The sequence below is a fragment of the Donghicola tyrosinivorans genome (assembly GCF_003003355.1).
GTDB classification, from domain to species: Bacteria; Pseudomonadota; Alphaproteobacteria; order Rhodobacterales; family Rhodobacteraceae; genus Donghicola; species Donghicola tyrosinivorans.
In genome coordinates, this window is sequence record NZ_PVTQ01000001.1 from 435555 (window position 1) to 452752 (window position 17198).

Genomic DNA, 17198 nt, shown 5'->3' on the forward strand with positions numbered 1-17198 from the left:
AGTGAAGCCTGAAATGAACCGCAAGGAGCGCGCCGAGCACCTGTATCGTGTGATCACCAGCAACCGCTTTTTGACCAAACAGGGCCTTGGCAACGAGGTGCCCTTCTTCATCTGCCCGTTCCCTGCGCGGGATGGGCTGAGCATGCACGAAGATCGCAAGAATCTAGTCGAACGAATCTCCCACGCCGGCGTGAAAGTGCTGGATCTGAGCCTATACGATCTGGCACTCGAGATATTGGAAGAGCGTGAGATCCTGGACCAGATCATTGAGGTGGAAGCTGACAGCGACAAAGCCGAGATCAAAGAGCTGCTGCAAGGTGTTGTTGATCCGCAGGCCCATCTGATCCCGAAAATCGGCGAGGCCATCGCCGCCACCGACCATCAGGTGATCTTCCTGTCCGGCGTGGGCGAGGTCTACCCCTACATCCGTACGCACAACGTCCTGAATAACCTTCAAAGCACTGCCAAGGAAGCGCCGACCGTGCTGTTCTTTCCCGGCAATTATACCCATGCGCTTGCGACAGGTGCCTCGCTCGATCTCTTCGGCGAGCTACATGGCGACAAATATTATCGCGCCTTCAACATTTTGAATTACGAGGTTTGACCCATGGCTCTCCTGCTCAAAGACATTTTCGAAAAGCCGGTCGACCGCGCCATCGACGGGGTGATCAAGGCGGATGACGAAGCCAGCCTGCGGATCGAACTCGACGAATACGTCATCACCGGCGAGATCGGCCAACGGCTGGAACAGTTCCTCGAGGTATACAACAATTACGACACCTCGAACGGGGTCTGGATCTCTGGTTTTTTCGGTTCGGGTAAATCGCACCTCCTGAAGATGCTCGCCCTGCTGCTGGAGAACCGCGAGGTCGACGGCAAAACGGCACATGAGATCTTCGCCGAAAAACTCAAGAAGGAACCGATGCTGGCCGGCGCGCTGAACAAGGCTGTTTCGATTCCGTCGAAATCGATCCTGTTCAACATCGACCAAAAGGCCGATGTGATCTCGAAATCCGACGTCGATGCCTTGCTGGCAGTGTTCCAAAAGGTCTTTGACGAAGCCTGCGGGTTCTACGGCAAGCAGCCTCATATTGCGCAATTTGAACGGGATCTCCACGGCCGCGGCCTCTTCGAGACCTTCAAGAAGGCCTTCAAGGCCGCTTCTGGCAAGGAGTGGGAGCGCGGGCGCGAACAGGCGCTTCTCGAAGGCAAGAACATCGCGACAGCCTTTGCAGCGGCCACGGGCGATGACGCCGCCGACGCCATGAATATCCTGAGCCAATACCGCAAGGATACCCGCGTCTCGATCGAGGATTTCGCGACCACGATCAAGACCTGGATCGACGAGCAGGCGAAAGGGTTCCGCTTGAACTTCTTCGTCGACGAGGTCGGTCAATACATCGCCGACAACGTCAAGCTTATGACCAACCTACAGACCATCGCCGAGAGCTTGAACACCAAGTGCAAGGGCCAAGCCTGGATCATCGTCACCGCGCAACAGGACATGGCCTCGGTCATTGGTGACATGACCCTCCAGCAGGAAAACGACTTCTCGAAAATTCAGGCACGCTTCTCTAATCGGATGCCGCTGAACTCGGCGGATGTCGCCGAGGTGATCCAGCGCCGTCTGCTGGCCAAGACGGAAGAAGGCCGCGCCACGCTCGGCAATCTGCATGACCGCGAGGAAAACAACCTCAAGACCCTATTCGATTTCGCCGATGGCTCGATCAAGCTGAAGAACTACCGCGACCGCGGCCAATTCATCTCCAGCTACCCTTTCCCGCCCTACCAGTATGACCTGTTCCAGATGGCGATCACTTCGCTGTCGCAGCATAACGCGTTCGAGGGCAAGCACAGCTCGGTCGGCGAACGCTCTATGCTGGGGGTCTTTCAGGAAGTCTCGAAGAAGCTCAAGGATCAAGAAGTTGGCGATCTGGCCACCTTCGATCTGATGTTCGAAGGCATCCGCACCGCCCTGAAATCCTCGGTCCAGCAGAGCATCCATATCGCCGAGAAGAACCTCGACGATCCCTTTGCCGTGCGTGTGTTGAAGGTGCTTTTCCTTGTCAAATATGTCAAGGAATTCAAACCCTCGGTTCGCAATATCAGCATCCTGCTTCTGTCGCGGTTCGACACGGATCAGACGAAACAGCGTCGGCAGATCGAGGAAGCCCTCGCGACGCTGGAACGCAATACGCTGATCCAGCGCAACGGCGAAGTCTACGAATTCCTGACAAACGAGGAGAAGGACGTCGAGGCGGAGATCAAGAGCCTTGATATCGATCCGTCTGAGCTGTCTGATGAACTCAGCGCGCTCGCGTTCGGTACGATCCTGCGCCAGCCCCGGATCAAGCACGCGGCAACCGGCAGCGACTATCCCTTCACCAAGAAGCTCGACGATCACACCCATGGCCGGGAATACGAACTGTCAATCAACCTGATCTCGCCTCTCAATCCTGAAGCCGACAAGGTCGAGGTTGTCCGCATGTCGCCCGATGAACTGGCAATCGTGACAGGAGCCAATACCGGGTTTTACCGCGATCTGATCCTCTACAAGCAGACAGACAAGTTCATCCGTCAGTCCCGCACCGGCTCCCCTCAGCCTGGGCGCGACAGGATCGTTTCCGAAAAGGGAGAGCAGAATTCCCGCCGCTTCAAAGATCTCGAGATGCGTCTGCGCAAACTGATCGGCGAGGCCAACCTTTACGTTCAAGGTATCGAAGTCGAGGTCGGCGGCGAAGACCCTCAGGAGCGGATCACTAAGGCGTTCCAGACCCTCGTCGACAAGGTCTACAAGAACCTGCCGATGCTGCGCGGGGTGAACTATTCCGAAGCAGATATCCCGAAATCGGTTCAGGGCGACAGCGGGCTGTTCGGCTCCGATGGCACCGGACTGGTCGAGTCCGAGCTCGAGGTGCTCAACGTCATCAACGCCCAGGCCCGCAACGGCATGAAGGTTACGGTCAAATACCTGACCGAGCGCTTCACCTCGAAGCCCTATGGCTGGCCGACCACGGCGGTGCTCTGCATCACCGGCAGCCTTGTCGCCAAGGGCAAGGTCGAGGCGCGTATGGACAGCAGCCTGGTCGAAGGGACGCCTCTGGCGAAGGCCCTCAACAACTCTCAGGCCATCGCGAACATCCTGCTGACCCCTCAACTGGAATTCTCCCAGAGCCAAATACGCAATGCCAAGGATCTGTACCAGGAGCTGTTCTCCCAGCCAGCCGCAGGCACCGATGCCCGCAGCCTCGGGTCGGAATGGGCGGCTGGCATCGATGAGCTTGAGGCCGAGGTCGACAGCCTGACCCGGCAGGCCCACGCCTATCCGTTCGTCACGCGGCTTGCCCCCCTGCAAACCCTGCTGCGGTCGATGAAAGGCAAGCCTGCCAACTGGTACATCTCGGATGCACCTGCGCATGAGGACGACCTGCTGGACGCCAAGGAAGACCTGCTGGACAAGATCCGCAGCTTCATGGGCGGCGCGCAGCGGGACATCTATGACGATGCGCGCGACACGCTGATGCGCGACGGCGCCAATATCGATTATGTCGCGCCCGAAGCCCTGAACCACTTCCGTTCCGTTCTGGACGATCCCGATTGCTTCAAGGGGAATGCGATCCAGACCCTGAAGAACGACCTGTACGAGCTGAAGAACAAGGTCGCCCTGAAGGTGATCGAGGAACGCAAGACCGTCGTCGCCGAACTGTCCACCGTTGCCGATGCCATAGCGCAGCTGCCGGAATTCCGGGGGCTGGATGACGACAAAAAGGCGCAAGTCACTGCCAGGATCGACCGCCACAAGTCCGGGCTCGACGGCATCACCCTGATCCCGACCCTGCGGGACCGGGCCAATACCGTGCGCACCCAGCTCCTGCCGGAACTGGTGACCCAGGTCAGCCAGTTGGCGCAGCCTGCGCCGCAACCAGAACCCGTGACGCCGGGCAACGGATTTGCTGAAAGGCCCGTTGCGCCGCCGCAACCGCCCGCGACCGTCGTGGCGTCAACCCTCAAGGTCAACAAACCCAAGCCGATCCTGTCGGATGAGGCCGATGTCGACCAGTACCTGACCGAATTGAAGAAGACCCTGCTGGATGAAATCCGCGCAGGCAAGAAGGTAATTGTGTAATGCTGACCAATCTGAAATTTGCGAACTTCACCGCGTTTGAAAAATTGGAACTTTCTTTTTCCCCTAGAATCAATGTCATTATTGGGTCAAATGGGACGGGAAAAACTCATTTCCTGAAGGCCATATATGGTCTTAGCCTACTGGCGGGAAGCAAATATCCTGATCGCTCAGATGAAGGATTCGCGGCCACTGCATCAGGAAAATTCCTGCGTATCTTTTCGACCGAAGACGACAGGGTGGGCACTTTAGCATCCAAAGGGGCCCAATCGCCGACGCGGCTAAGTCTGGTGAGCAGTGATGACGCCGCCGTCGAGGTGACTTTCGGCGTTAGGTCACAATATTTGGAATTCGCTTCAGGGGCTTCTGACCCTAAGCCCTCTGATACGCCTGTCTACATTCCGACCAAAGAAGTGCTTTCCTTGGTTCGTGGCATTCGACACCCGAAACATGACCGTGCGACCGTCGAGATGATTTTCGATGATGGCTACGTGAATTTGGCGGAACTTCTTGTGCAGCCCGGCTCTGACGAAGAGACAACTGGCTCAATTGAGGATCCGCGCCTGTCTAACGTTATCCGCAAACTGGTTGATCTTGTGGGAGGCAGGTATCGTTTGAGGGACGACGGCGGCTTCAATTTCGAGCCAGGGCGCTATGAAGAAAAGGCCAAGCCCAAGACTGACCCATCACGGTCTGAGTCGCAGACTGCAAGGGCCTATCAGGATTCGACGCAAACCCGCTTTGTCTCGAATGGCAGTCAGTCGTTCCCAACTGGAATGACCGCTGAAGGATATCGGAAAATTGGCGTCCTTCACCGACTGCTGAGCAACGGGTCGATAAATCCGGGAGAAACCGGGGTCCTTCTCTGGGACGAGCCTGAAGCGAACCTAAACCCGAAACTGATGAAAGAGGTGGTTCAGGTTCTTTTGGAGCTATCCCGAAATGGTCAGCAGATTGTTGTCGCCACCCACGACTACGTCCTGCTGAAATGGCTCGACCTATTGATAGACAAGAAGGGCAAGGAGGACCATGTCCGATATCACGTGCTGCAAAGGTGCGAAGAAGATGGACAAATGTCTGTCTACTCGACGGATGACTACGGACAGCTTGTGACGACGGGCATATCGAAGACCTTCGGAGAACTTTACGAAGCGGAAATTGAGCGTTCTTTGAAGGGTATTGAACTTTGACGACTGTGCAGGAATTCGACTTGGAGCTCTCTTTTCCGGGGGCGCAAGAGGTAATTCATTTCGATGACAGCAACTACCATGCGAGTAGCACTGTTCAACGCGTTGATTTCATCGCAGAATACGAGGCTCACTATCTGTATGTCGAAATCAAGGACCCTGACATTCCCGGGGCCGCAAACTCGGCTGCTTTTCTCGAAAAGTTGAGATCTGGAAAGCTGGTCCAGAGTCTTGCGGGTAAATTTAGAGACACTCAGTTCTTTCGGGCGGCACAGGGCAAAAATGACCGAAAAGTCCAGTATATCGTCCTGCTTTCGATGCGAAGCATGGAGCCTGCTTTGCTGCTTACAAAACAAGAAGAGCTTCAGAGAGCGATTCCGATCAGGCATGCGGACTGGGCAGACGATTGCGCCGCGAGCTGCATGATCCTGAACTTTGAGCAATGGAAAAAACAATTCGGAGAGCAGTCGCTTCGCCGAATTAGCGAGGGGGCGACCTGATGGACACCACGAAACTCAGAAAGTTCGCCCTGTTCGCGCGGCGCGCACTCATCGAACAGGTCGCTACTAAGCTGGAGGCCGTGCGCGCGGACGGCGCCGCCGCTCAACGTGAGTATCCGGCTGCTTTCAAGAAGCTCGAGGCCAGCATCTCCCAGCACGGCGCCGAAGCGATCATCGAACAGGTCGCCTATATCTGGTTCAACCGCTTCACCGCCTTGCGTTTCCTCGACGTAAACGAACTAAACTCGGTTCGCGTCGTTTCTCCTTTGCCTGGACAGTTCCAGCCCGAGATCCTTGCCGAAGCTAAAGCCGGAAACATCAACGAACAGCTCTTGCCGGAGGCGACCCAACGCAAGGTCCGCGACCTGCTGGAGGGACTGACCCCCAGTCAGGATCCACAAGCCGAGGCGTTTCAGTTGCTCCTCGTCGCCATCTGCAACTCCTGGCAAAACACAATGCCGTTCCTGTTCGAACGGATCGACGACTACACCGAGCTTCTGCTGCCCGCCGACCTGCTCTCCAACACCTCAATCCTCGCCTATCTGCGCGAGGCCATGACGCCGGACGCCTGCCGCGATGTCGAGATCATCGGCTGGCTCTACCAGTTCTACATCTCGGAGAAGAAGGATCAGGTCTTCGCGGGCCTCAAGAAGAACGTCAAGATCACCGCCGAGAACATCCCCGCCGCGACGCAGCTCTTCACCCCGCACTGGATCGTCCGTTACCTGGTGGAGAACTCTCTGGGGCGGCTCTGGCTGCTGAACCGCCCCGACAGCCGCCTGGCGGAGCGGATGGATTATTACATCGCGCCCGAAGAGCCCGAGACGGACTTCCTGAAGATCACCCGCCCCGAAGAGATCCGCATCTGCGATCCGGCGGCGGGCTCGGGGCACATGCTGACCTATGCCTTCGACCTGCTCCACGCCATCTACGAGGAAGAGGGCTATGACGCGACCGAGATCCCCGCGCTGATCCTGACGCACAACCTGACGGGGGTCGAGATCGACGACCGCGCAGGCGCCTTGGCGGCATTCGCGCTGATGATGAAGGCGGCGGACAAGCTCGGGCGGCGACGGTTCCTGCGGATGGAGGCGAAGCCCGACATTTGCGTGTTGCAGGATGTGCGCTTTACCCCTGCCGAGATGCAGGACGTCGCCGCCGTGGTGGGCAAGGATCTGTTCACCGATGAGCTGCGCGAGACGCTGGGGCAGTTCGAGCAGGCCAAGAACTTCGGCTCGCTGATCGTGCCGAAACTGCGCGATCCGGCAGAGACACTGCGGGTGGTCGAGGCGCGGGATTTCGGGTCTGACCTGCTGCTGAAGGACGTGCAGGCGCGCGTCACCATCGTGCTGCGTATGGCCGAGGCGCTGTCGCCGAAGTATCACGTGGTGGTGGCCAACCCGCCTTATATGGATATTAGCAGCGCCAATCCTGTTTTGAAGGGTTGGGCGCTCGATGAATACCCGGATAGTTCGGCCAACCTTTTCGCACTTTTCATGGAGCGCGGACTTAGAGCCACGCGTCAAAATGGGTTGCTATCCATGATCAACATGCAAGCGTGGATGTTCCTGTCCTCCTTCCTCAAATTACGGAGCAAGTTGCTTGCACGAAATACGCTGCTTTCGATGGCCCATCTCGGAGAGAACGCATTTGATACCATCGGCGGCGATGTCGTCTCCACCACGGCGTTCATCTTCGAGAACGGGAAGAAAGAAAGTAAAAAATCAGAGTTCCTTAGACTGGTCGAGGGGGCCAATGAGGCGGAAAAAGCGCAGCTTTTCTCAATAGGGAAAGCAAGCCGCTGTGCTCCATATTTCTTTGTGGCCGAAATTGATAACTTCTCAAAACTCCCCGGGGCGCCGATTTCTTATTGGGCAAGTGATAAACTTCGAGAAACCTTCTCGAAGTCGAAACCGTTAAGGGAATTCGCGAATCCCAGGAAAGGTATGGTAACAGCTGATAATCCACGCTTCATTAGGCAATGGTACGAGGTGGAAGGCGCGAAATTTGAGCGAGGGCTAAAAAGCCGTGACGCTGCTAAGGTGTCAGGGGCGAAGTGGTTTCCTTACTTGAAGGGAGGCCCCTTCAGGAGGTGGTATGGTAACGTCGAGTGCGTGGTGAACTGGGAGAATGACGGCGCTGAGCTGCTCAACATGAAGGGCAACGGTTATAAAGTCGGGTCAACAAACCACAACCTTGAGTATATATTCAAGCCCGCACTGTCATGGACGAAAATCACTACCGGACTGGTCAGCTTTAGATCCACAGAGCATGGATTTCTTTTTGACGATGCTTCAGGTCTTTGCCCAATTTACGACGCCTCCACGCAGGCGCAGTTTGCTGCATTGCTCAACTCGCCAGTCGTCTACTCATCGTTGGGAGCGCTGAACCCAACGCTCAATGTCAACCCCGGAAACCTTGCGGACATTCCAGTTTCGTTGCCCTCAGGTACCGGCGCTATAGCCCAGAATTGTATTGGTACCGCTCAAGCAGACTGGGACGCCTACGAAACCTCCTGGGATTTCACCACGCTCCCGCTGCTCTCGCCCGCTCACCGGGGCGAGACGCTGGCAGACAGCTATGCCACGCTGCGCGCCCATTGGCAGTCCATGACGAACGAGATGCAGGCCCTGGAGCAAGAGAACAACCGCATCTTCATCGACGCCTATGGTCTGAAGGACGAGCTGTCCGCGCAAGTGCCGCTGGAAGAGATCACCCTCACCTGCAACCCCGCCTATCGCTATGGCGTGAAGGGCACCGAGGAGGACCGCGAAACCCGCCTGCGCGCCGACACCATGGCCGAGTTCCTCAGCTATGCCGTGGGCTGCATGTTCGGGCGCTACAGCCTCGACGCGCCCGGCCTGATCCTCGCCAACCAGGGCGAGCGGCTGGAGGATTACCTCGCCCGCATCCCTGAACCGACCTTCATGCCGGATGCGGACAACGTGATCCCCGTGCTCGACGGTGACTGGTTCGCCGATGACATCACCGAGCGCTTCCGCCTGTTCCTGCGCGTGACCTTCGGCGAGGCGCATTTCCGCGAGAACCTGCGCTATGTCGAGGAGTCCCTGGGCAAGGACATCCGCAAGTATTTCACCAAGGATTTCTACCAGGGCCACGTGCAGCGGTACAAGAAGCGCCCGATCTACTGGATGTTCTCCAGCCCCAAGGGGACGTTCAACGCCCTGATCTACATGCACCGCTACCGCCCCGACACGGTGTCGGTGCTGCTGAACGACTACCTGCGCGAGTTCATCTTCAAGCTGATCGCCGAGCGCGAGCGGCTGGAAAAGCTGTCCGACGATCCGACGGCGACACAAGGCCAGAAGACAAAGGCGCTGAAGGAGGCGGGCGTCGTGGCGAAACAGATCGACGAGCTGAACGAATGGGAGCGCGAGGTGATCTTCCCGCTGGCACAGCAGAAGATCGAGATCGACCTGGATGACGGGGTGAAGGCGAACTACCCGAAGTTCGGCACCGCGCTGAAGAAGATCGTGGGCCTGTCATGAGCGAACGCATCCACGCCGGGCTGACCCGGCTGTTCGATGAACACCGGATCGTTTTCTGGTACGACGCCGCCCGCGACATGCGAGGCGAGTTTGATGCCGTGGATTTGGAAGGCGTTGAGAAGGTCGAGGTGGCAAACAACGAGTTCGGGCTGAAGTATCGGATGCTGCGGCAGGAACCGAAGCAGAAGTTTTTGGTGTTCAAGGACGGCCCCGAACCCGCGATGGCGGACAACTGGCTGCTGGATGTTCAACTGGCCACGGCAGTGTTCAAGGCCGATCAGGCCGCGATCTGGCTGTCCGAACTGGGCCTGCCCGCCCAGTTCGAAACCGTGGTGCGCGACCACATGGAATTCTACCGCTCGGGCGGTCGAATCGAGGCGCTGAAACGCCTGATCCGCCCTGCCGACCAGAAATCCGACGTCCTGCGCCGGATGCTGGCGGTCTGCGTGGGGGCCGAGGGTGAGTTGGACACGGTGGTCGAGGAGCTGCTGGGGCAGCTAGCGGCCAGGCGTGACGACGGGCTGAAGCTGATCGAACGCGCCAACCTGAGCGACTTCTTCTGGACCCAGATCAAGAACGCCTACGGCTATGCCCCGGACGCGCCGGACTTCGAGGACTTCGCGATCACGCTGTTCCAGTCCAGCTACCTGATAGCGATGGGCGAAGACGGCAAGCTGAACAGCGAGGCGCTGCTGATGTTCCGCCGCTGGAAGAACAACCGACTTGGGGCCGTGGCCTTCGGGGCGCTCAGCAGCGAATACCAGGACCTGTTGAAGATCGACGCCGATGTGAAGGGCCGCACGTTGAAAGCGCTGCGCCCCCTCGATCACTTCGAAGCAATCGACCGACAAGTCATTCGGATGCTGGTCGAGGCGATGTCGAGCCAGACGGTGTCCGCGGCGGACGTCGTCACCATCACGCGCGAACGACGCCAAAGCCATTGGTATGAAACTTACGAGGACATTTATTTGGCGCTTGCCCATGCTGCACAGTTTCAGCAAGCGCTGGCCGAGGCCAATCTCACCATGTCGTCGCCTGCTGACGGCGTGAAGCGCTATGCGACCTCGTGGTTCAAGATCGACCAAGCCTACCGCAAGTTCATCTACCATATGCAACGCAGCGGTCAGGCCTCGCTGTTGGGCGCGCTCTTCGAGAGCATCGAAAACCGATACACGACGAACTTCCTGCTCGCGGTAAACGATGCCTGGCAGGATCAGATCGCCAAGCTCGATGCTTGGAAGATCCCCGGATACCCGCAGCAACGCGACTTTTACATTGATCAAACTGCCGAGTTTCGGCGCCTGAAGTCCCCGCAGAAGGTCGTCGTCATCGTGTCTGACGCGCTACGGTACGAAGTGGCCGAGGAGTGCCTGCGCGAAATCCGTAAGCTCAACCGTTTCGACGCTGAGTTGACCCCAATGATCTCTACTCTGCCGAGCTACACCCAGTTGGGGATGGCGGCCCTGCTGCCGAACAAAGATCTGACCATTTGCAGCGATGGCGGCGTCACGTCCTTCGACATGTCAACACAGGGCACTGTAAACCGGGAGAAGGTCTTGGGCATGGGGCGCGAGGGCGACCGCATGAAGGCGATGAAGACAGATGCCTTCATGAGCCTGCGCACGGATGAGGGCAAGGCGCTATTCCGCGACCACGATGTTCTCTACCTCTATCATAACCGCATCGATATCGTGGGCGACAAGCTTGCCACCGAAGAACGGGTTGTCGAGGCTGCCGAGGATGCAATCAAAGATCTGGCCAAGCTGGTGCGCAAACTGACCAGTGCGAACTTCTCCAACATCCTGATCACCGCCGATCACGGCTTCATCTATCAGCACCGCGAGTTGCATGAGACAGATTTCTCGGTCGCCGACCCGACCGGCGACGAGATCCTGTTCCGTAACCGCCGGTTCATGATCGGCCGAGGCCTGAACGAGACGGCAGGCATGAAGAGGTTCTCACCAGAGGCCCTTGGCCTTGCCGGTGATCTCGACATCCTGATCCCGAACTCGATCAACCGCCTGCGCGTGAAAGGCTCCGGCAGCCGCTTCGTGCATGGTGGCGCGACGCTGCAAGAGGTGGTGATCCCTATTCTTCGCGTCGGAAAACGCCGTGAAGAGGATATCGGCAAGGTCGAGGTGCAAATCGTTGTGACGGGGCGCAGCAAAATCTCTACTGGGCAGACAGCGGTCACACTCTATCAGGTCCAGCCAGTTTCAGAGAAGCAACAACAGCGCGTGCTCCGGGCGGGCATCTACGCGGAGGATGGCACGCTGATCTCGGATGAGCATACCCTGACCTTCGATTATACCTCAGAGAACATCCGCGAACGCGAGATGCCGATCAAGTTCCTGCTCTCGCGCACGGCGGACAGCTTCAACAACCAGGACGTTTACCTCAGGCTCGCAGAGCAACGTGGCAAAACCAGCCACTTCGACGACTACACCAGCCATCGCTTCCACCTTAGCCGTGGAATGGATCTGGATATCTTTTAAGGACAGGCCATGACGACGCTTGATGACAAGATCAATGAACACTTCGCCGGCTTTGTCGTCCGCAAGGACCTGGTGAAGGCAGTCAAAGGCAATGCAATCGTGCCGACCTATGTGCTGGAGTATCTGCTTGGACAGTATTGCGCGACCGATGACGAAGCCTCGATCGAAACGGGGATCGAGACGGTCAAAGAGATCTTGCGCAAGCACTATGTCCATCGCAGCGAGGCGGGCCTGATCCAATCCACGATCAAGGAAAAGGGGCGATACAAGGTCATCGATCAGATCTCGGTTTCCCTGAACGAAAAGACCGACAGCTACGAGGCGACCTTCGACAACCTCGGGATCAAGAAAGTCGCGGTCGATAGCGGCACGATCAAGGCCCACCCCAAGCTGTTGGTGACCGGTGTTTGGTGTATCGCGGATGTGCAATACGAATTCTCGGAAGATGCTCGCACCTCGCCTTGGATGCTGGAAACGATCAAGCCAATCCAGATCGCCCGTGTCGACTATGAGGGCTATAAAGCGGCGCGCGGGCAATTCACCAAGGATGAGTGGATCGACCTGCTGATGCAGTCGATCGGCTTCAACCCCGATGCTTTCGGTCGCCGCAGCAAGCTGTTGCAGTTGATGCGCCTGATCCCCTTTGTCGAACGCAATTACAACATCATCGAGCTGGGCCCCAAAGGCACTGGCAAATCGCATATCTATTCGGAGTTTTCTCCCCACGGTCAGTTGATCTCCGGCGGTGAGGTCACCATCCCCAAGCTCTTCGTGAACAATTCCAATGGCCGGATCGGGTTGGTCGGCTACTGGGATGTCGTGGCCTTTGATGAATTCGCCGGGCGCGAGAAGACCGCCAACAAGGCGCTGGTCGACATCATGAAAAACTACATGGCCAACAAGACCTTCTCGCGCGGGGTCAATCCGATGGGCGCCGAGGCGAGCTTTGCTTTCGTTGGTAATACCGATCATAACGTCCCCTACATGCTAAAGAATTCGGACCTGTTCGAGGTCCTGCCGCCGCAGTTCCACGACAGCGCCTTCATCGACCGCCTGCACGCCTATCTTCCTGGTTGGGAGGTCGACGTGATCCGAGGCGAGATGTTCACTCGCGGCTACGGCTTCATCGTTGATTACCTGGCCGAGATCCTGCGCCACTTGCGCCAGGAGGACTTTTCCAACCGCCCCGACCAGCATTTCCGGATAAGCGAGAAGATCTCGACGCGGGACCGTGATGCGATCTACAAGACGATGTCCGGCCTTCTGAAAGTGATTTTCCCTGCCGGTGGTGAAAGCGCCGAGGATCTCGAGGAGCTGCTTCAGCTTGCACTTGAGAGCCGCAAGCGGGTCAAGGATCAGCTGTTCCGCATCGATGCGACCTACCCGGAGGTCGACTTCTATTACCTTGGAAGCGATGGCCAAAAGCGTCGAGTGCAGACAGTCGAAGAGCAGGAGTTCCCGCAATTCTATCACCGCAGGCCTGCCCAAGATCCGAAGGACCAAGAAACCTCGGCTGAAGATGGCGATGTCATCGAAGGTGACGATGGCGCTCCGCTTGCCCCTCCAACCGCGTCCGCGAAACCCGCCCTCGAAGAAGGCCACCATGTCTTTGCCGAAAACCGCAAAGGCGTCAGCTACGACAAGCTCTTCGGCCCTTATATCGACGGCGCCCGCCGGATTATCGTCACCGATCCCTATGTCCGCCTGCGCTATCAGGTGCGCAACATGATGGAGTTTGTTGAAATGATCATCCGGCGCAAGGCACCGGAAGATCAGGTCGCAATCCACCTAGTGACCGCACCCAATGAAGGCGAGATCCAGATACAGAGGGAATTGTTGGAAAGTATCTCGGACGCGATCATCGGCACCGGGGTCGAGTTCACCTGGGCTTTCGATACGTCCGGCACCGCTCATGCCCGCGATATCGTTACCGATACCGGCTGGAAGATCGTGCTTGACCGCGGCCTCGACATCTTCCAGCCTCCCATGCGCCGCGAGGGCTTCAATCTGGGAGATCGGTTGCAAGAGCACCGTATGGCGAAGGGCTTCTACGTCACCTATGTGCGGCAATGAATGCCAGATCCCGAGGTTGGAACAGGGGGGTGCGGACGAAAACTTGGACTACTCTGGAGATAGTTCATGTACAGCTATGAAGATCGAATGTGCGCGGTAGAGCTTTATCTCAAGCTCGGAAAGCGTTTGCAGGCCACCATCCGCAGTGGCGCCATGGACTTGAAAAACCCCTTTTGCCAAGTCCAAGCCGATGATGCTAACTTGTTCCATGGATGCTTCCTGATTCATGTGATGTGGCTCACATCACCTTGGCACATTGCGATGCCGTCGGGAGGGGGTGAGCTACCCCCCGAAATTCGGACACTGACATAAGCTACTATTTGCAGTCTGCTGATCTTCGACGAGAAGGAGATCAGAGATGTCGAAGCGGAAACAGCATGCGCCTGAGTTCAAGGCGAAGGTCGCGCTGGAAGCCTTGAAGGGTGAGGAGACGGCCGCCGAGCTTGCGAGCCGGTTTGGTGTGCATCCGACGATGATCCATCAGTGGAAGCGCGCTCTACTCGAAGGCGCTTCTGGTGTGTTCGAGCGCGGGAGCAGCAAGAAGGCTGCGATTTATGAAGAGCAGGTGAAGGAACTTCACGCCAAGATTGGGGAGCTGGCGGTGGCCAACTCTTTTTTGGAGCGAAAGCTGAAGCCTTGGGGCGGGAAGTGAGGCGTGACATGATCGAGCCGGACCACCCGGATCTGTCGATCGGCCAGCAATGCAAGCTGCTGGCGATCGCACGCTCATCCTATTACTACGAGCCGAAGGGCGAGACCGAACAGAACCTCGACCTGATGCGGCAGATCGACGAGCAGTTCTTGGAGACCCCATTCTTCGGCGTTCGGCAGATGACCTGGCACCTGCGCAACGACGGCCAGATGGTGAACGAGAAGCGCATCCGGCGATTAATGCGGCTGATGGGCTTGATGCCGATTTACCAGAAGCCCAACACGAGTAGTCCGGCGAAGGGCCACAAAACCTATCCCTACCTGCTCAGAGGTCTGCGGGTAGAACGCCCAAACCAGGTCTGGTGTTCAGACATTACCTATCTGCCCATGCGGCGCGGGTTCCTCTACCTGGTGGCGATCATGGACTGGCATACCCGCAAGGTTCTGTCTTGGCGGATCTCGAACACACTGGAGGCGGACTTCTGCGTCGACGCGCTGAACGAGGCCTGACCTGCCACTGAACATTCATCCAGCGGCGATATGAGCCTGCGGGTTGTTTACGCTGGTCTTGTCGGTCTGTGCAATGGCCCGGCGCGCGGAGCTTTCATCTCTCGGAGCGGGTCGGGCCATTGCTGATTTCATGGTTCGTGCGAAGTCGCGTGGTGTCTGATAGTCCAACGCGGAATGCGGGCGTTCTGTGTTGTAGTCGTCAGCCCACGCTGCGATCACCACGCGGGCATGGGCGAGGTTGCGGAACATTGTTTCGTTGAGCAGTTCATCACGCATGCGGCCGTTAAAGCTTTCGATAAATCCGTTCTGCATTGGCTTCCCCGGCGCAATGTAATGCCATTCAATGCGGTGTTCGGAGCACCAGCGCAGGATGGCGTTTGAAGTGAGTTCGGTGCCGTTATCGCTGACGATCATCCCGGGTTTTCCACGCCGTTCGCCAAGGGCTGTCAGTTCACGCGCGACACGGCGCCCCGAGATCGATGTGTCGGGGATCGCAGCCAGGCATTCCCGCGTCACATCGTCGACAACGTTCATTACGCGAAACCGCTGACCGTTGGCGAACTGGTCGTGGACGAAGTCCATAGACCAACGTGCATTGGGCCGCGCTTCGACCAAGATCGGCGCCCTCGTCCCTACCGCTTTCCGTCGGGCTTTGCGTTTGCGGACCGTTAACCCCTCTTCGCGGTAGAGGCGATAAATCCGATTGATGCCCGACGGTTCACCTTCACGGCGCAGCAACACGAACAAGCGGCGATAGCCGAACCGCCTCCGTTCGTTGGCCAACTCCCGCAACCGACCACGCAAGGCCGTATCCGGTGCTCGCTGCGCAACATACCGGACCATCTTGCGATCCGCGCCCGCAATCCGGCACGCCCGTCGTTCCGAGAAGCCGAACTGGCCTCTCAGCAGCGCGACAGCCTCGCGCTTCGCGACGGGCGCTACCACTTTTTTGAAACCAACTCTCGCATCGCTGCCAAGTCCAGCATCTGCTCGGCCAGCAGCTTTTTGAGTTTAGCGTTCTCATCCTCAAGCGTCTTCAGCCGCTTGGCTTCGGACACAGTCATCCCGCCAAACTTGGCCTTCCAGTTGTAGAAAGTGCCTTCGGCCATGCCGTGCTTGCGGCAAAGGTCGGCACATTTTGCGCCGGCCTCATGCTCAGTCAAAATCCCGATGATCTGTTCGTCCGTAAATCGTGTGCGCTTCATAATCTGTCCTCAAATTGGGTCAGACTCTAATCGATGATGGAGGAAAAATCCCGTGGCAGGTCAGGCCATCCACAAGTTCGGCCCGCCCGAGATCATGAATACTGATCAAGGATCCCAGTTCACGTCCTTCGCCTGGACGGACAGGCTGCGTCGATCTGGCGTGCGGATCTCGATGGATGGGAAAGGTCGGTTCCTCGATAACATCTTTATCGAGAGGCTGTGGCGCACCCTGAAATACGAGTGTGTCTACCTGCATGCTTGGGAGACCGGTTCAGAGACAAAGGCGGCCATCCGAAAATGGATGACCTTCTAAAACCATAAGCGCCCACATTCAGCGTTGGCAGGCAGGCCACCGGCGCTGGTCTATTGGCAGAGAAATGATATCAACCAACCCGATCAGCAGGTGCAACGAGTAGCTTAATTTACGCCAGATCCTGTCCAATAGATGGGGAGTAGCTCAGGGGTATCCACCCCATCAGTTCTCGGTGACCTCCAACGAATGGTTAGTCAGGATATTAACCGCTAAAGAGTGCTAGTCAGTTGTGCTAGCGTTCCTATTAACTGTTGGAAGAGGGCGGTTCAGGTCTATCTCGGAGATACCCCGGCTGCGCGCGTTATAAAGCCATGTGACGAACTGCTCGTCATACCGATGGCGCTCCGCTTCCAAGACAGAAATCTTGGCTCGAAGACTATCGATCGTGTTTTGCATTAACTCGATCTCTGGCGGTGATTTCTTTGCAACAGGCTTTTGCGTTCGAATGCGGTCTTTAGCCTGCTGAAAGGCAATGAGTATGTTCTCCTGCTTCGCTAGGCCTTGACGAGTGAAGGGGCGCTTTAGTAGAATGTGGGTCCGCGCCAATAGGACCTCCCAGTTAAGAGGACCTTTCCAAGCGGACAGAAGGTCAATGATCTGATTGATTTCCGAGTCTGTCAGTCGTGCCTTTG

The 17198-nt window shown here is 57.4% G+C and carries 11 protein-coding genes and 1 pseudogene; 10 read left to right on the forward strand and 2 right to left on the reverse strand.

Annotated features, from left to right (window positions below):
- The first annotated feature begins 13 nt into the window (after window positions 1-13).
- Genes CLV74_RS02105 through brxL form a run of 7 tightly spaced genes read left to right on the forward strand, consistent with a single transcriptional unit; the run spans window position 14 to window position 13887 of the window.
- Window positions 14-604 (forward strand): DUF1788 domain-containing protein, encoded by a 591-nt coding sequence (locus CLV74_RS02105; RefSeq protein ID WP_245888427.1) that lies wholly within the window; start codon window positions 14-16, stop codon window positions 602-604.
- Window positions 605-607: 3 nt separating this feature from the next.
- A complete protein-coding gene (gene brxC, locus CLV74_RS02110; protein ID WP_106262543.1) occupies window positions 608-4126 on the forward strand; it encodes a BREX system P-loop protein BrxC in 3519 nt (1172 codons plus the stop codon).
- Window positions 4126-5313: an AAA family ATPase gene (locus CLV74_RS02115; protein ID WP_106262544.1), complete on the forward strand. Its 1188-nt coding sequence runs from the start codon at window positions 4126-4128 to the stop codon at window positions 5311-5313. Before brxC ends, CLV74_RS02115 begins: the two co-directional genes overlap by 1 nt.
- A gap of 5 nt (window positions 5314-5318) precedes the next feature.
- Window positions 5319-5810 (forward strand): hypothetical protein, encoded by a 492-nt coding sequence (locus CLV74_RS02120; RefSeq protein ID WP_245888437.1) that lies wholly within the window; start codon window positions 5319-5321, stop codon window positions 5808-5810.
- On the forward strand, window positions 5810-9319 hold the full coding sequence (pglX, locus tag CLV74_RS02125) for a BREX-1 system adenine-specific DNA-methyltransferase PglX (protein WP_106262546.1): 3510 nt from the start codon (window positions 5810-5812) through the stop codon (window positions 9317-9319). Before CLV74_RS02120 ends, pglX begins: the two co-directional genes overlap by 1 nt.
- Entirely contained in the window at window positions 9316-11814 is a 2499-nt protein-coding gene (gene pglZ, locus CLV74_RS02130) for a BREX-1 system phosphatase PglZ type A (protein WP_106262547.1), read from the forward strand. Before pglX ends, pglZ begins: the two co-directional genes overlap by 4 nt.
- A gap of 9 nt (window positions 11815-11823) precedes the next feature.
- A complete protein-coding gene (gene brxL, locus CLV74_RS02135) occupies window positions 11824-13887 on the forward strand; it encodes a BREX system Lon protease-like protein BrxL (protein WP_106262548.1) in 2064 nt (687 codons plus the stop codon).
- A 48-nt stretch (window positions 13888-13935) separates the two neighbouring features.
- On the opposite strand, the gene CLV74_RS22720 is transcribed toward brxL, so the two are convergent.
- The gene (locus CLV74_RS22720) at window positions 13936-14097 is read right to left on the reverse strand and encodes a hypothetical protein (RefSeq protein ID WP_170107956.1); all 162 of its coding nucleotides are present in this window, start codon (window positions 14095-14097) and stop codon (window positions 13936-13938) included.
- A gap of 148 nt (window positions 14098-14245) precedes the next feature.
- On the opposite strand from CLV74_RS22720, the gene CLV74_RS02140 reads away from it, so the two are divergent.
- Window positions 14246-14539 carry a transposase gene (locus tag CLV74_RS02140; RefSeq protein WP_106262549.1) on the forward strand — a complete coding sequence of 98 codons (294 nt, stop codon included), beginning with the start codon at window positions 14246-14248 and terminating at the stop codon, window positions 14537-14539.
- 8 nt (window positions 14540-14547) lie between these two features.
- Window positions 14548-15048 carry an IS3 family transposase gene (locus tag CLV74_RS02145; RefSeq protein ID WP_106262550.1) on the forward strand — a complete coding sequence of 167 codons (501 nt, stop codon included), beginning with the start codon at window positions 14548-14550 and terminating at the stop codon, window positions 15046-15048.
- Between the two features lie 15 nt (window positions 15049-15063).
- Here CLV74_RS02145 and CLV74_RS02150 read toward each other — a convergent pair.
- Window positions 15064-16253 (reverse strand): IS3 family transposase gene (locus CLV74_RS02150; protein ID WP_425430962.1). Its coding sequence is split into 2 segments (ribosomal slippage): window positions 15064-16001 and window positions 16001-16253, totalling 1191 coding nucleotides; the frame shifts between segments, so codons are not numbered across the junction.
- Between the two features lie 61 nt (window positions 16254-16314).
- On the opposite strand from CLV74_RS02150, the pseudogene CLV74_RS02155 reads away from it, so the two are divergent.
- Window positions 16315-16674: pseudogene (locus tag CLV74_RS02155) on the forward strand (transposase); the annotation flags it as partial.
- Window positions 16675-17198 lie beyond the last annotated feature (524 nt).

Excerpts from the sequence above, each read along its gene's own strand:
- pglZ (WP_106262547.1), top strand. The coding sequence starts at position 9,316 with ATGAGCGAACGCATCCACGCCGGGCTGACCCGGCTGTTCGATGAACAC.
- pglX (WP_106262546.1), top strand. The coding sequence starts at position 5,810 with ATGGACACCACGAAACTCAGAAAGTTCGCCCTGTTCGCGCGGCGCGCA.
- brxL (WP_106262548.1), top strand. The coding sequence starts at position 11,824 with ATGACGACGCTTGATGACAAGATCAATGAACACTTCGCCGGCTTTGTC.
- CLV74_RS02145 (WP_106262550.1), top strand. The coding sequence starts at position 14,548 with ATGATCGAGCCGGACCACCCGGATCTGTCGATCGGCCAGCAATGCAAG.
- CLV74_RS02115 (WP_106262544.1), top strand. The coding sequence starts at position 4,126 with ATGCTGACCAATCTGAAATTTGCGAACTTCACCGCGTTTGAAAAATTG.
- CLV74_RS02105 (WP_245888427.1), top strand. The coding sequence starts at position 14 with ATGAACCGCAAGGAGCGCGCCGAGCACCTGTATCGTGTGATCACCAGC.
- CLV74_RS02140 (WP_106262549.1), top strand. The coding sequence starts at position 14,246 with ATGTCGAAGCGGAAACAGCATGCGCCTGAGTTCAAGGCGAAGGTCGCG.
- CLV74_RS22720 (WP_170107956.1), bottom strand. The coding sequence starts at position 14,097 with ATGGAACAAGTTAGCATCATCGGCTTGGACTTGGCAAAAGGGGTTTTT.
- brxC (WP_106262543.1), top strand. The coding sequence starts at position 608 with ATGGCTCTCCTGCTCAAAGACATTTTCGAAAAGCCGGTCGACCGCGCC.